This window comes from Streptomyces sp. 4N509B (assembly GCF_052245655.1).
GTDB lineage: Bacteria > Actinomycetota > Actinomycetes > Streptomycetales > Streptomycetaceae > Streptomyces.
Genome location: NZ_JBQQBZ010000001.1, coordinates 445,193 through 459,624 on the forward strand (window position 1 = coordinate 445,193; position 14,432 = coordinate 459,624).

The 14,432-nt window shown below is 71.0% G+C and carries 11 protein-coding genes; 4 read left to right on the forward strand and 7 right to left on the reverse strand.

Annotated elements, in window-relative coordinates; genetic code table 11:
- Window positions 1–43 precede the first annotated feature (43 nt).
- The 3 genes from ACTWP5_RS01970 (at window position 44) to ACTWP5_RS01980 (ending at window position 2,963) form a co-directional block, all read left to right on the forward strand.
- Window positions 44–1,138 (forward strand): ParA family protein, encoded by a 1,095-nt coding sequence (locus ACTWP5_RS01970; RefSeq protein ID WP_443218874.1) that lies wholly within the window; start codon window positions 44–46, stop codon window positions 1,136–1,138.
- A complete protein-coding gene (locus ACTWP5_RS01975) occupies window positions 1,135–2,253 on the forward strand; it encodes a ParB/RepB/Spo0J family partition protein (RefSeq protein WP_443218875.1) in 1,119 nt (372 codons plus the stop codon). Before ACTWP5_RS01970 ends, ACTWP5_RS01975 begins: the two co-directional genes overlap by 4 nt.
- Window positions 2,254–2,339: 86 nt before the next feature.
- The gene (locus tag ACTWP5_RS01980) at window positions 2,340–2,963 is read left to right on the forward strand and encodes a GNAT family N-acetyltransferase (protein WP_443218876.1); all 624 of its coding nucleotides are present in this window, start codon (window positions 2,340–2,342) and stop codon (window positions 2,961–2,963) included.
- An 83-nt stretch (window positions 2,964–3,046) separates the two neighbouring features.
- Here ACTWP5_RS01980 and trxA read toward each other — a convergent pair whose 3' ends face one another.
- The 7 genes from trxA to ACTWP5_RS02015 all read right to left on the reverse strand — a co-directional run bounded on the left by trxA (window position 3,047) and on the right by ACTWP5_RS02015 (window position 12,714).
- Entirely contained in the window at window positions 3,047–3,376 is a 330-nt protein-coding gene (gene trxA / locus ACTWP5_RS01985; protein WP_443218877.1) for a thioredoxin, read from the reverse strand.
- An 84-nt stretch (window positions 3,377–3,460) separates the two neighbouring features.
- Window positions 3,461–4,450: a thioredoxin-disulfide reductase gene (gene trxB / locus ACTWP5_RS01990; RefSeq protein WP_443218878.1), complete on the reverse strand. Its 990-nt coding sequence runs from the start codon at window positions 4,448–4,450 to the stop codon at window positions 3,461–3,463.
- 197 nt (window positions 4,451–4,647) lie between these two features.
- Window positions 4,648–5,316 (reverse strand): hypothetical protein, encoded by a 669-nt coding sequence (locus ACTWP5_RS01995; protein ID WP_443218879.1) that lies wholly within the window; start codon window positions 5,314–5,316, stop codon window positions 4,648–4,650.
- 113 nt (window positions 5,317–5,429) lie between these two features.
- A complete protein-coding gene (gene sigM, locus ACTWP5_RS02000) occupies window positions 5,430–6,173 on the reverse strand; it encodes an RNA polymerase sigma factor SigM (RefSeq protein WP_443218880.1) in 744 nt (247 codons plus the stop codon).
- A gap of 46 nt (window positions 6,174–6,219) precedes the next feature.
- Window positions 6,220–7,818: a serine/threonine protein kinase gene (locus ACTWP5_RS02005; RefSeq protein ID WP_443218881.1), complete on the reverse strand. Its 1,599-nt coding sequence runs from the start codon at window positions 7,816–7,818 to the stop codon at window positions 6,220–6,222.
- Between the two features lie 200 nt (window positions 7,819–8,018).
- Window positions 8,019–10,292, reverse strand: coding sequence for a murein biosynthesis integral membrane protein MurJ (murJ, locus tag ACTWP5_RS02010; protein ID WP_443218882.1), 2,274 nt, complete (start codon window positions 10,290–10,292; stop codon window positions 8,019–8,021).
- 37 nt (window positions 10,293–10,329) lie between these two features.
- The gene (locus ACTWP5_RS02015) at window positions 10,330–12,714 is read right to left on the reverse strand and encodes a DUF6049 family protein (protein ID WP_443218883.1); all 2,385 of its coding nucleotides are present in this window, start codon (window positions 12,712–12,714) and stop codon (window positions 10,330–10,332) included.
- A gap of 194 nt (window positions 12,715–12,908) precedes the next feature.
- Between ACTWP5_RS02015 and ACTWP5_RS02020 the strand changes: the two genes are divergently transcribed.
- Window positions 12,909–14,399 (forward strand): CCA tRNA nucleotidyltransferase, encoded by a 1,491-nt coding sequence (locus ACTWP5_RS02020; protein ID WP_443218884.1) that lies wholly within the window; start codon window positions 12,909–12,911, stop codon window positions 14,397–14,399.
- The last annotated feature ends 33 nt before the right edge of the window (window positions 14,400–14,432 follow it).

Genomic DNA, 14,432 nt, shown 5'->3' on the forward strand with positions numbered 1-14,432 from the left:
GTCCACAAGTAGGTCGACCTCGCTGGTTCGCAACCCCCAGGACATGGCAGGCTTTGAGTCCACGAAGGCTGCGCGTGTCGAGGAGAGTGAACCATTGCGGTCCGACGCCAACATCGCTGGGCCGACGGCTGATCCGGTCCCCGGCCCTCGGTCTGGTCCCCCGCCGGTCGACGAGGGGATGTCGCCGGGTGAGGGGACGGACGCGCCAGGGGGCGCGGTCGACATCGCGCCGGTGGCGCCCACTCCCTCAGGAGACGTGCCGGGTCGAGCGGCTCAGCGGGCGGTCGAGGCGATGCACCGTGCCGGGGGTAGCCTGCCCAGGCCCGAGGAAACCCGGATCATGGTCGTTGCCAATCAGAAGGGTGGCGTGGGGAAGACCACCACCACGGTGAACCTGGCGGCCTCGCTGGCGCTGCACGGTGCCCGTGTCCTGGTGATCGACCTCGACCCGCAGGGCAACGCGTCGACGGCGTTGGGGATCGACCACCACGCCGACGTGCCCTCGATCTACGACGTTCTGGTGGAGAGCAAGCCGCTGTCAGAGGTCGTCCAGCCGGTGCGGGACATCGAGGGTCTGTTCTGCGCCCCGGCGACGATCGACCTGGCCGGTGCCGAGATCGAGCTCGTGTCGGTCGTCGCGAGGGAAAGCCGCCTTCAGCGGGCGATCTCCGCCTACGAGCAGCCGCTGGACTACGTCCTCATCGACTGCCCGCCCTCGTTGGGGCTGCTCACGGTCAACGCCCTGGTCGCGGGCGCCGAGGTGGTCATCCCGATCCAGTGCGAGTACTACGCGCTGGAGGGGCTCGGACAGCTGCTCAGGAACGTCGAGCTGGTGCGGGGGCATCTGAATCCCGAGCTGCACGTCTCGACGATCCTGCTGACGATGTACGACGGACGGACGCGGCTCGCCTCCCAGGTGGCGGAGGAAGTGCGTGGACACTTCGGCGCCGAGGTGCTGCGCACGAACATTCCTCGCTCGGTACGGATCTCCGAAGCTCCGAGCTACGGGCAGACCGTCCTGACGTACGACCCGGGCTCCAGCGGATCGCTCTCGTATCTGGAGGCGGCTCGGGAGATCGCGCTGCGGGGGCCCATCCCGCGGCAGGAAGCGCAGAGCCCGGTGGAGGGGCGACAGTGAGTGAACGACGGAGAGGGCTGGGCCGTGGGCTCGGCGCGCTGATCCCCGCCGCGCCGAAGAACGCCGACGATGTGGACGGGGTGCCGGCCGCGATGCCGGTGCTGACGGCGGGCCGCCGGGGCACGACGGGGATCCCCGAGCCGGCCGCCGGCCAGTTCCCCGACGACGTGGCGCCGGGGACGGAGCCGGCTCAGGGCTCGCCACCGGCAGCGTCGCGGGGCCAGGGCGCCGGGTTCGAGCCTCAGCCGGTGGCGGGGGCCCATTTCGCGGAGCTGCCGCTGGACGCGGTGATGCCCAACCCACGGCAGCCGCGAGAGGTGTTCGACGAGGACGCCCTGGCGGAGCTCGTCACCTCGATCAAGGAGGTCGGTCTCCTCCAGCCGGTCGTCGTGCGGCAGGTGGCGCCGGAGCGGTACGAGCTGATCATGGGCGAGCGCCGCTGGCGGGCCTGTCGCGAAGCGGGTCTGGAGGCGATCCCCGCGATCGTCCGGGCCACCGAGGACGACCGGCTGCTGCTCGACGCGCTGCTGGAGAACCTGCACCGCGCGCAGCTGAATCCGCTGGAGGAGGCGGCCGCCTACGACCAGCTGCTGAAGGACTTCAACTGCACCCACGACGAGCTGGCCGATCGGATCGGCCGGTCGCGTCCCCAGGTGTCGAACACGCTGCGGCTGCTGCGGCTCTCCCCCGAGGTGCAGCGGCGGGTCGCCGCCGGGGTGCTGTCGGCGGGGCACGCTCGGGCCCTTCTGTCCGTGTCCGATTCCGAGGAGCAGGATCTGCTGGCGCGCCGGATCGTGGCCGAAGGGCTGTCGGTGCGAGCGGTCGAGGAGATCGTCACGCTGCGGGGTGCGGGGACGAAGACGACCGCGCGGCCGAGGGGGCCTCGGGCGGGCAAGAGGATCTCTCCCGCCCTCGACGGCTTGGCGCATCGGCTCTCGGACCGATTCGAGACGCGGGTGAAGGTGGATCTGGGTCAGAAGAAGGGCAAGATCGTCGTCGAGTTCGCCTCGATGGAGGACCTGGAGCGCATCCTCGATCAACTCGCGCCGGGCGAGGGCCCGGTGCTGGCACAGCAGATCGCCGCGCCGGAGGAGTCGCCGGACGAGGAGGGCTGAGCCTAGGCCGCCGGTCCGGACAGAGCGGCGGGAGGGAAGCTCGCTGGGTGCGGGCCGCTTCGACGCCCCATGGATACGATGGATCCATGGGGCGTCAGCTTGTGCCGCTCACGCTGGACCACCTGTCGTGTCTGCCGTCTCGTTGCCGCGCCTGCGTCTTCTGGGAGCTTGATGCGGTCCGCGGCGCGGCGGCCCTGGGGCGTGGGCTTTCCTCACGGGAGAAGGAGGCATGGCTCTCCGCCGTGCTGCGCGAGTGGGGCAGCTGCGGTCGCCTGGTGCTGGTCGACGGTGAGCCCGTGGGGTTCGCGCTCTACGCGCCGCCCGCGTACGTTCCTCGCGCGGGGGCGTTTCCCACGAGTCCCGTCTCCGATGACGCTGCACTGCTGATGACCATGTGGGTCGGGGCCGGGCACCAGTCGGAAGGGTTGGGCAGGACTCTCGTCCAGGCCATGGCGAAGGACCTCATGACACGGGGCTTTCGCGCGATCGAGGCGTTCGGGCATGCCGGGCCGGGTGGACGAACGAGCGACCGATGCGTTCTGCCGGTGGGATACCTACTGAAGGTGGGCTTCGAGGTCCTCCGGCCCCACCCGGTGTATCCCCGGCTGCGGCTGGAGTTGCGGACAGCGGTGTCGTGGCGGACGGACGTGGGTTCGGCCCTTGGGCGCCTGTGGGGGGCTCGGCCCATCACGGCACTCCATCCGCTCTGACGTGTCCACCACTGCGGTGGCACCGAACGTGACAGCGGGCGGTGTGGTTTCACGTGAAACCACACCGCCCGCTGGCGTTGGGGTCAGCTCAGGATGTCGCCGAGCTCGCGCTCGATGGCGACCTTCGGCTTGGCGCCGACGATCGTCTTGACGACCTCGCCGCCCTGGTAGACGTTCATCGTGGGGATGGACAGGACGCCGTACTTGGCGGTCGTCTGCGGGTTCTCGTCGGTGTTGAGCTTGGCGATGACGAGCTTGTCGCGGTGCTCCTCGGCGATCGCCTCCAGGGCCGGGGCGACCTGGCGGCAGGGACCGCACCACTCGGCCCAGAAGTCGACCAGGACCGGCTTCTCACTCTTGAGGACCTTCTCCTCGAAGTCGGCGTCGGTGACGGTCACGGTGGCACCGGCCATGGTGCTTCTCCTTAACTGTGGATTCTGTGCTTGTCGGCTTGTGGTGATGGAGGGAGGGCGTCGGTCGTAGGTCGGGCGACCGGGTCAGACCTGAACCTCTGCTTCGACGGCGGCGTCGGCCTCGGTCGTGCTGCCTGAGTCGGCCAGGGCGGCCAGGTACCGTTCAGCGTCGAGCGCGGCGGCGCAGCCGGTGCCGGCAGCCGTGATGGCCTGCCGGTAGGTGTGGTCGACGACGTCACCGGCGGCGAAGACACCGGGGATCTTCGTCCGGGTCGACGGGGAATCCACCCGGAGGTACCCCTCCTCGTCCAGGTCGAGCTGTCCGGTGAACAGCTCCACGCGGGGGTCGTGGCCGATGGCGACGAACAGCCCGGTCGCCGGGAGCTCGGCCGTCTCCCCCGTCACCGTGCTGCGCAACGTCAGGCCCGAGAGCTTCCCGTCGGTCTCGTGGATCTCGTCCACGACGCTGTCCCACCGGACCGAGATCTTGGGGTCGGCGAACGCACGGTCCTGCATGGCCTTGGAGGCACGCAGGCTGTCACGTCGGTGGATGATGGTGACCGAGCGGGCGAACCGCGAGAGGAAGGTGGCCTCCTCCATCGCGGTGTCGCCGCCGCCAACCACGGCGATGTCCTGCTCACGGAAGAAGAACCCGTCGCAGGTGGCGCAGTAGGAGACGCCACGCCCGGAGAGCTTGTCCTCCAGGGGCAGGCCGAGCTTGCGGTGCTGGGATCCTGTGGCCACGATGACCGCCTTGGCACGGTGCACGACGCCCGAGGTGTCCGTGACGGTCTTGATCTCTCCGCTGAGGTCCACGGCGACGACGTCGTCCGGGATCAGCTCGGCACCGAACCGCTCGGCCTGAGCCCGCATGTTCTCCATCAGGTCGGGACCCATGATCCCGTCCCGGAAGCCGGGGTAGTTCTCCACGTCGGTGGTGTTCATCAGCGCACCGCCCGCGGTGACCGCTCCCTCGAAAACGAGGGGGCGGAGTGACGCACGCGCGGTGTAGAGCGCCGCGGTGTATCCGGCGGGTCCGGAGCCGATGATGATCACGTTGCGGACGTCGCTCACGGATTCTTCCTTGTCTCGGGTGCCGTCATAGGTGCCGTGTTCGGGTGCCATCCATTACCGCGCCCGGGGTACCCATCGGGGTCCCAGTGCGGTAACGGATCCTAGGGTCCCAGACATTCCCGGGGCGAACGGGATGGCGAGCAGAGTGTGTCACCCCGTGCCGTGCCGGGCCGGGCCGCGTGATGCCCGGGACGGCGTCACTGCTGATCGTTCAGGCGGTAGCTACCCTGAGCGAGCAGGTCGCCCGGATTCTCGTCCGAGGCGTCGACACATGCTGCGGCGACGGCGAACGCGTCCACATGGTCACTCCTGGTGGGGTGACTGAAGACCACCAGGTACGCGTCCTGGCCCTCGAACCTCTCTCGCGCGGCGGCGAGCGGCCTGCCACTTCGGTCGATCGCGTCCCGCACGCAGCCGGGAACCGAAACGGAGAGCTCTTCCTCTGTCCCGTCGCCGCTCGCGTCGCTGGGAGAGTACGACTCGTCGTCGCCCTCCAGCCGCGTCAGGTCGAGCTCGCCGGCCAGCAGCTCGCGCACGGGGGCTTCCAGCGGGTCAGACGACGTGCCGTTCTCGGCCTGGCCGGAGTCGGCGGCGACACCACCGCCACCGGCGTCAGTGGCGGTCATGTCGACCGACCGGAGCAGAATGCCGGCCAGACCGACTGCCACGAGGGCCGCCGCGGCGGCCAGCGCAAGCTGGGGCCACCGCCACCGTCGCGTCTGCGGCCTCACCGTTTCACGTGAAACGGTGACGCTCGACGCTTCCGCCATCAGGGCGGCGTCGATACGAGCGGCAACGTCTGACGGCATCGACGGCGCGGGAAGGGCACCCAGCTCGTGTGTCACCAGGGCGAGGTCGTCCAGCACACGGGAGCAGGTGGCGCAGTGGGCAAGGTGGTCGCGGAGCGGAGCGGCTTCCTCCTCGGGCAGCAGTTCCGCGTCGAGGGCGGCGATCTCCGCGGGCTCCGGGTGTAGGTGGGTCATGGTGCCTGCTCGCCTCCTCCCTGCGATGTTTCCTGCCGGAGGCCGGCCTGTCTCGGTGGTGGGACGGATGCCCTGGGCATCTGGTTCCCCTCCAGCGTGCCTGGCCGACCGGAGGCGGCTCCGTCCACCCCGCCGTCGGGCGGTTCGGTGGGCGTGGCGCGAGGGTGGAGGTGACGAATCAGGGGGAGGAGCCGGGCGCGGCCTCGTGCGCAGCGACTCTTCACGGTGCCGACGGGGATCTGGAGGATTCCTGCGGCCTCGGCCACCGGATAGCCCTGGACGTCGACCAGGACGAGGGCGGCGCGCTGCTCGGGGGGAAGCGTGGCGAGGGCGTCGGTGAGCTCGTGCCGCAGGTCCTGCCGCTCCGCGGTCTCGGCGACGGACTCGTGGGGTTCCAGAAGGAGCTCCAGCCGATCGGGCTCCGGTATGGGGCTGGCGCGGCGGCTCTTCGCCTTGCGGGCGCGGTCCAGACAGGCGTTGACCGTGATGCGGTGGAGCCAGGTCGTGACGGCGGCCTGCCCCCGGAAGGTGTGGGCCGAGCGATAGGCGGAGACGAAGGCGTCCTGGAGCGCGTCGGCGGCTTCCTCCCGATCGCCGAGGGTCCTCAGGGCGACGGCCCAGAGACGGTCCCGATGGCGGCGGACGATCTCGGCGAAGGCGTCAGGGTCGCCGTCGACGTGCTGCGCCAGGAGGTCGCTGTCGCTGATGGAGCTGGATTCGTCCGCGGTGTGGCTGCCCACCTGCGGAGCCTCCCCTCTCCCCTTGCTCTCTGCTCGGCTCACCGGCTCAGCTCGACACGGAGACGCCGGTGATCCGGCCACGATAGTTGCCGTCGTTCCCCATGGGGAGCTCGGTCAGCCAGACGAGGACGAACCGCGTCTCGACCGCCTCGTCGGCGCGGAGGGTGAGGGACTCTCCCGTGCCCTGGGCGAGGAGCGTGAAGTCCTCCTCACTGCTGGGCATGGTGGTGGCGTCGGGGCTGGCGACACGGAACTCGACGCTGGTCGAGCCGACGGCGTCGACGGAGAGGGAACGGATCCGCTGAGAGGTGCCGAGGTCGAGCACGAGGCCGACACCGGGCTTCAGATTGCCGAAACCCGGCCCGAAGTAGTTGCTGGTGTGCCAGGAGGTGGAGGGGTCGTCGTCGATGATCCCGGAGACCTCTTCGGCGTTCTCTTCTCCGGCTTCGTCATAGGGATCGAAGTCGATGACCTGCTCGACGGCGAGAGGCTCGGAGCCGGCGGGTTCCGTCGGTTCGACGGGCGGGGCGGTCGGCGGGGCAGGGTCAGGCGAGGAGTCGCCCGTCATGAGGGCGTCGGCCAGCTGCCAGCTGCCCAGGCCGAGCGCGGCGATAAGCAGGGCGGAGACTCCCCACTTGAGGGCGGCTCCGGTGCGGCCGGGGAGCGTCACCGGCTGTGTGGCCGTGGCGGGGTGCGGGAGCGGCGGCGTGCGGCCCGGGGTGCCCTGCTGGAATCCCGGGCGTGCGAAGCTCGGCAGCTGGCTCGGCGTGGGATCGGGCGGCGGGATGCGGGGCAGGGCCGCCAGTTCCTGCGCGAGATCCTCGGGGGTGGTGCACGGCGGCAGGGCGGTCGCTGCCGTCGCGCCGTCGTTGACAAGCGCACGCATGGCGAGGCCGGACAGTCCACGGTGGACGCCCGCCCGGACCTGTTCGGGAGCCGCGGGGTGGCCCTTGGCGTGGATGACGCCGTCCAGGCCGTAGGCGCCCTCGGGGTAGGGCCAGCGTTGCGTGAGGGCGGCGTAGAGCAGGGCGCCGATGGCTTCCGTGTCGGTGCGCTCCGGATCGGAGGCCTCAATGCCGCGCAAGGCGGCGTCGACGGCCAGGCCGCGGATGCGGTACTGGCTGGGGCCGGCGCGGAGCACGGTCGCCGGGGTGAGGCGCAGGTGCGCCAGACCGTCGCGATGGGCGGCGGCCATGGCCTGGGAGACCTGGGTGGCCAGTGCGTGGGCCTCGTGGGCGTCGAGGGGCCCGGAGTTCAGCAGCGTGGCGAGGGACACGGCGTCGGGCAGCCACTCGTGGACCACGTGGACCCGGGTGTCACCCTCGACGGCGTCGAGGACCTGAACGAAGCGGGGGTCGCCGAGGAGGGACGCCGAGCGGGCGGCGGCGGCGACCGCGTGGGCCCGTTCGTGGTCGGCGGGCAGGATGTGGACACCGACGGCGCGGCGCAGCTTCTCGTCGACGGCACGCCAACTGCTGAAACCGTCCAGACGGGTGATGCACTCCTCGAGGCGGTACCGCCCCGCGAGTTTGTGGCCGCTGTGGAGCTCGGATGGGTCGCCTGTGGGGGATGGGCTCTGGGCGTTGGTGTGGCTGTCGTTCGCCGAGCGTTGCGGCGGGCTGGTCGCCGTGCTCCGTTCCGCCACCGTTGTTTCCGCCTCCCCGGTCGTGGCTGTCGCTTGGCAGGTTCGCTGCCAGAATCATTGTGCCGGTACTCCGTCACAGTGCACGACATGTGGGTGCCGCCAGAGGTTGTACGGGCGGGTGTGGGCGTCGTGTGTGGGTTCGTACGTTCGCGTCCGACCGGCGGTGGGTAGGGACGGCTGGGTCCCGGCGACACTGCTGGTCAGCGTCCCAGACGGGCGCGGACCATGCCCACCAGAGTCGTCAGCTCCTCGATCCGCATGCGGCGTGCGGCGAGGTAGAACACGACCAGGAGGGTGAGTCCCCCGAGTGCCAGGGCGGCCAGGGAGCCGATGAGGCCCTCCCCGAGCGCCTGCAGGACCGCGAAGCCCACGCCGCCGCCGAACAGGGCCGCGGGGAGGCTGGCGCCGGCGAGACGAATGTATGTGCGGGCGACACGTGCGCCGTCGAGGTCGGTACGCATGCGGCGGCGCAGCCTGCGCCAGGCGACGTGCACACCGAGGGTGTAGGCGATGCCGTAGCTGAAGGCGATCCCGGCGACGACCCAGCGGTCGGGCAGGGCCAGGAAGGCGAGGCCACTCAGCACGATCCAGGCGGCCGAGACGACGACCGTGTTGTAGAAGGGGGTGCGCGTGTCCTCGTAGGCGTAGAAGGCGCGCAGCACGACGTACTGGGCCGAGAACGGGATCAGGCCCAGACCGAAAGCCATGAGGACGTAGCCGAAGGAGCGGGCGCCGGACTCGCCGGCGGCGCCGAAGAGGAGCGTACAGATCGGCACGCCCAGGGCGAGGAACGCGAAGGCGATGGGAACGATGGCCACGGCTGAGGTCCGCAGGCCGTGGGAGAGGTCGTCGCGGACTGCCGCGGTGTCGCCGTCGGCGGCGGAGCGGGAGAGACGGGGCAGCAGGGCCGCCATCACGGAGACCGTGATGATCGCCTGGGGCATCTGCCAGATGAGCAGAGCGCTGGTGTAGGCGATGTAGCCGGTGCCGGGGTGGCCCGCCAGCTGGGCGTCCTCGCCGGCGGCGGTGGCGAGCTGCGTGATGACGACGAGCCCGGCCTGGTTGGCCAGGACGAACAGCACGGTCCACTTGGCCAGGCGGGCGGCCTTCCCCATGCCGTGACCCCGCCAGTCGAAGCGGAGCCGCATGCGGAAACCGGCGGCGCGCAGGTAGGGGATCATCGCCAGGGCCTGGACGGCGAGGCCCAGGAGGGTGCCGATGCCCAGGAGCCGGACGCCTTCGGGGGTGATGGTGGCGACGCCGAGCTGGGAGTTGCTCTGGGTGCCGTACACCCACAGGAACATGCCGAAGGTGAAGATGACCACGACGTTGTTGAGGACCGGGGTCCACATCATCGGGCCGAAGTGTTCGCGCGCGTTGAGGATCTGGCCGAGGACGACGTGCACGCCCATGAAGAAGATCGTGGGCAGGCAGTACCGGGCGAAGGTGACGGCGACCTCGTTGGCGGCCGGGTTGTCCGCGATGGTGGCCGACATCAGGCCCACCAGCAGGGGGGCGGCGAGCACGGCGGCGACGGTCAGGCCGCCGAGGGTCACCATCACGAGGGTCAGGAGCCGGTTGGCGTACGCCTCGCCTCCGTCGGCGTCGTTCTTCATGGCCCGCACGAGCTGGGGAACGAAGACGGAGTTCAGGCCGCCGCCGATGGTGAGGATGTAGATCATGTTCGGCAGGGCCCAGGCCACGGTGTAGGCGTCGCCGAGGAGGGCAGCGCCGAGGGCGGCGACGAGCACCAGCTGGCGGACGAAGCCGGTGATCCGGGAGACCAGGGTGCCGGCGGCCATGATCGCGCTGGACTTCAGCAGGCTGCCGGCGCGGCCGGGGCGGCGGCGGGAGGTCGGCGGCTGCTCCCCCGCTACCGGTGGGTGGGCGGATCGCTGCGGGGGTGCGCTTCGCTGTGGTGGGGCCGGGCGGGCGGCTGGTGGCGGCGGTGGGACGGGGGGCGCCGGAGGCCGCTGTGGCTGCCAGCTCTCCTGCCAGCCCTGCTGCTGGTGTGGCGGCTGCTGGTGCGGCGCCTGTGGGTGTGACGGTGGTGGGGCGTGGTGCTGCGGGGCGTGGTGGGGTGCCGGGTGCGCCGGGCCGTCCTGGGCCGGGTAGGGGCCGGGCTGGTCGCCGGCCGGCGGCGGCTGCCAGGCCCCTGGAGGCTGCTGCGGCAGAGGACCGCGAGGGCTCGTCTGCTGGTCGCGGAAGAGGTGGGCGAAGGCCTCGTCCAGGCCCTGCTGCGGCTGGTGCGGCTGCTGGGGATGCTGCGACTGGTGCGGGTGCTGGTAGTGCGGGTGGTGCTGCGGCTGGTGCGGCTGGTGCGGCCACGCACCCTGGGCCGGATCGTCGTACGGAGAGCCGGGCGCGCCCGGCTCGTGGCCTGGCGGGTTCTGGCTGCCGGGCGTGCCAGGGCCCGGGGGCGTGTCGCCGCCACCCGACGCCTGGCCGTGGTCACGGTCGTACGGCGCTTGCATCGCTGGCCACCTTCTGGATCGCGGGCCGGAGACCGGCTCAGTCGTTGCGCCCCAGCTTCTCACCCTCGGGCAGGGTGCTGGTGCTGTCCTCGCGGGTGTCGGACGAGGGCGCATCCTCGTCCTGCCCCGAAGACGCCCCGGTCGACTCCTGGAGGCGGGCGGCGCGCTTGCGCTGGGTGTACATGCGGATGCCCGCCAGCACCACGAGAAGCAGGCCCAGGGCGATCACCATCATGACCACGGGGGTGATGGAGGTGACGTCCGCTCCGAAGGTCATGGGCTCGCCGTAGGGCTTGCCGTCCTCGGTGTAGAGCTGGGCCGTGAGGCGGGACTCGCCGTTGGCGTTGGCGGTGGTGGAGAACTTGAACGACTGGCTCTGGCCGCCGCTGATCGTGATCTCCTGCCGTTCGCTGACCTCCAGGCCGAGCTCCCGGCTGGAGGTCAGCTCCAGCGTGAGGCCCGTCACGTCCTGCACCAGGTTGTTCTGGACAGTGACGGGAATCGTGGCGCTGCGGCCCGAGAGCGTGACGGGAGACTTCTGGATGAGGTGGACCTGGCCGGTGAGGCCGACGAGGTCGCTCTGTAGGTCGATGCGGTACGACTCGGCCTCGACGGCGTTTCCACGCCAGGAGACGGACATCTCGCGGCGGATCGCGTTGCCGTAGGGCACGGTGACGCGGTCGGGCTCGGTGAGGATCACGGCGAAGTCGTCGAGGGTGCGCTGGGTCTCCCGCATCGCCTGGAAGGCGCTGGTCGGCAGCTCCTGGGAGCGCAGCGCGTCGGGGTACTGGCCGGGGCCGGGCACCCGCTGGTTGGCCGCGGGATCGGGCTCGGCGTGGGCTGCCTCGGTGAGCGGGACGAACGAGACCCAGCCGGCGTCCTCCTCCATCGCGGTGAGTGCGTTGGCCATGGCCTGGGCCTGCGTGGTGGAGAGGGTGCGCTGGGGCGCGAGCACCACGCTGCGGGTGTACCCGGGATCCTCCTGGCTGATGCCCAGGGTCTGGGAGAACAGCTGCTGCTGGGCCAGCGAGGAGCGGGACTGACGCGTCATGTCGCCCTCGAACAGGGTCGACAGGCGGGCGTCGGAGACGACCGCGGTGGTACCGCCGCCGATGGGACGGGCGGCGGACGGCGTGTACCCCAGCTCGCCGGGGCCCATGCTGTCGCTGCGGGCGATGACCGCGCTCGCGCCGGCGGAGGTGGCGACGGAGACGATCGACGGGTCGATCGCGCCCTCGACGGGCCAGGCGAAGTCGGTGCTGGGCTCCACGTCGAGGATGGTGTCGAGGGTGACGTGGGCGGTCTCGGTGGCCTTCTTCAGCTGCCACAGCGCGCCGGGCACGTCGCCCTGGTGGGCGAGGGAGGCCAGGTCGGGGTCACCGAAGGGCAGGGCGATGACCTCGCTGTCGGCGACCACCTCCTTCAGCATGCCCAGCCAGGCGTTGGCCTGGGCCTGGCCGTCCCCGGGGACCAGGCTGCCGTCCTCGGTGAAGACCTGGTACTCCTCGGTCATGGCGTCGACCGAGGCGAGCAGGTCCGGGTCGATCACCCAGGTGACGGGGAGACGCGAGCCGAGGGTGACGAGCTGGTGGAGGCGGCCGCCGGGGGAGATCTCGGTCAGCAGCGACTCGTCACGGAAGGCCGGCGTCTGCTGCTCGGTGGAGTCGGTCTGCGCCGTGAGATGGGTGGTGGAGATCAGCGGCCAGAGGACGGTCAGCTCGGTGGTCGACGGCTCCTGGCCGCCTTCGGGCACCCACGGCAGCACCGTGCGGCCGATGCCGAGTGGCTGTTCCCACTGGGCTTCCTCGGTCTGCCCGGTGAGGATCACCCCGATCTGGTAGACGCCGGTGTCGCCGAGGGCGAACTCCGACAGCGGCACCCGGAGCGAGAAGGTGCGGGACATGCCGGGGGCGATCGTGTCGATGTCCTGGCTGTGGCCACGGATGATCGTGCCGTCGAGCGCGACGTCGAAGCCCGTGCGGGAGGTGGCCTGGTCGATGGCGTCGCGACTGGTGAGGGGCATGCCCTGACGCGCCGCGACCCAGCTGCCGATGATCGGGGAGTCGCCCTCGTTGGTGAGGGTGCCGCGGATGGTGAGCTCGTCACCCTCCTCGGGGACCGCCGGGCCGATGTCCGTGATCGCCACCGTGGCGGTCCGGGACCCCGTGCCGAGCGGTTCGCCGGTCGACTGCGCGGAGGCCTCGCCGGGCTGGCTGAGGGCCGGCTGGCTGAGGGCGGGCTGCGCGAGAACGTCGGCCTGGGCGAGAGCCTCGGCCTGAGCGAGGACGTTGGTCTGGGCGAGGGCCTGGCTGGGGAGCAGGCTGCCGGTCAGCGTCGCGAGGGCGACCAGCAGCGCAAGGAGGGCGCCGAGCCGGCGGCGGAGGAGCAGCGCGGGACGGGCGCTGGACGCCCTCTGAGTCACCTGTGTCACTGAGCCACCTGTGCCACGCCTGAAGCCCCGTTCGTCGTGCGACCCGCCGACACCCCGCCGACAACCCGCCGACATGGTAACGATGATCGACCCACACGCGTGCCGCTGGCCCGGGGCGCTCTGGGCCCGCTCTGGCCCCGGGTGGACGGTTCCCGGCGAGGGCGGGCCACGTACCCTGTGCTGTTGTGCCGAACGACAGGAACCAGTCGAACGACAGGACCCCCACCCAGGACCGGGCCGCCGACCCCCGGTCACAGCGGCGAGCGGTGGCTGAGCTGCTGCGGGTGGCACCGGTGGCCGACGATCTCGCCGCTCGCTTCGTGAGGGCGGGCTTCTCGCTCGCTCTGGTGGGTGGCTCCGTCAGGGACGCGCTGCTGGGCCGGCTCGGTAACGATCTGGACTTCACCACCGACGCGCGGCCTGAGGACGTGCTGCGGATCGTGCGGCCCTGGGCCGACGCGGTGTGGGACGTCGGCATCGCGTTCGGCACTGTCGGATGCCGTAAGAAGGCACCAGACGCCGCGGGCGGGCGGGACTTCCAGCTGGAGATCACCACCTATCGCTCCGAGGCGTACGACCGGGACTCGCGCAAGCCGGAGGTGGTCTACGGGACCTCCCTCGAAGAGGACCTGGTCCGTCGGGACTTCACCGTGAACGCGATGGCGGTGGCCCTCCCGCACAAGGAGTTCATCGACCCGCATGGCGGCCTCGGCGACCTCGGACGGAAGCTGCTGCGCACCCCGAGCACGCCGGAGGAGTCGTTCTCCGACGACCCGCTGCGGATGATGCGCGCGGCGCGCTTCGCGGCGCAGCTGGAGTTCACGGTGGCCCGGGAGGTGCGGGCCGCGATGTCGGCCATGGCCGACCGGATCTCCATCGTCTCGGCCGAGCGGGTCCGGGACGAGCTGAACAAGCTGATGCTCAGCGATCACCCGCGGACCGGAGTCACGCTTCTGGTGGAGACCGGCCTGGCGGACAGGGTGCTGCCGGAGGTGCCGGCGCTGCGGCTGGAGCGGGACGAGCACCACCGACACAAGGACGTCTACGAGCACAGCCTCACCGTGCTGGAGCAGGCCATCGCGCTGGAGGACGACGGCCCTGACCTGGTCCTGCGGCTCGCGGCGCTGCTCCACGACATCGGCAAGCCGAAGACGCGGCGCTTCGAGGACGACGGGCGGGTCTCGTTCCACCACCACGAGGTGGTGGGGGCGAAGCTGGCCCGGCAGCGCATGACGAAGCTGAAGTACCCCAACGAGATGATCAAGGACGTGTCGCGCCTGGTCGAGCTGCACCTGCGGTTCCACGGCTACGGCACCGGGGAGTGGACGGACTCGGCGGTGCGGCGCTACGTGCGCGATGCCGGGCCGCTGCTGGACCGCCTCCACAAGCTCACCCGCTCGGACTGCACCACACGGAACAAGCGGAAGGCCCTCGCGCTCTCCCAGGCGTACGACGGGCTGGAGGAGCGGATCGCGCGGCTGCAGGAGCAGGAGGAGCTCGACGCCATCCGACCCGATCTCGATGGCAACGAGATCATGGAGGTGCTGGGCGTCGGTCCCGGGCCGATGGTGGGGCGCGCCTATCGGCACCTGTTGGAGCTACGCCTGGAGCACGGCCCGCAGGACCGCGAGGCGGCCGTGGCGGCGCTGAAGGAATGGTGGGCCGCGCAGTCCTGAGAAACGGCCGCGGCGAGGAAACCCGGACCGGGC

Bases quoted from the DNA above. Each gene is read 5' to 3' on its own strand.
- ACTWP5_RS01970 (WP_443218874.1), top strand. From the start codon at position 44: ATGGCAGGCTTTGAGTCCACGAAGGCTGCGCGTGTCGAGGAGAGTGAA.
- ACTWP5_RS01980 (WP_443218876.1), top strand. From the start codon at position 2,340: ATGGGGCGTCAGCTTGTGCCGCTCACGCTGGACCACCTGTCGTGTCTG.
- trxA (WP_443218877.1), bottom strand. From the start codon at position 3,376: ATGGCCGGTGCCACCGTGACCGTCACCGACGCCGACTTCGAGGAGAAG.
- murJ (WP_443218882.1), bottom strand. From the start codon at position 10,292: ATGCAAGCGCCGTACGACCGTGACCACGGCCAGGCGTCGGGTGGCGGC.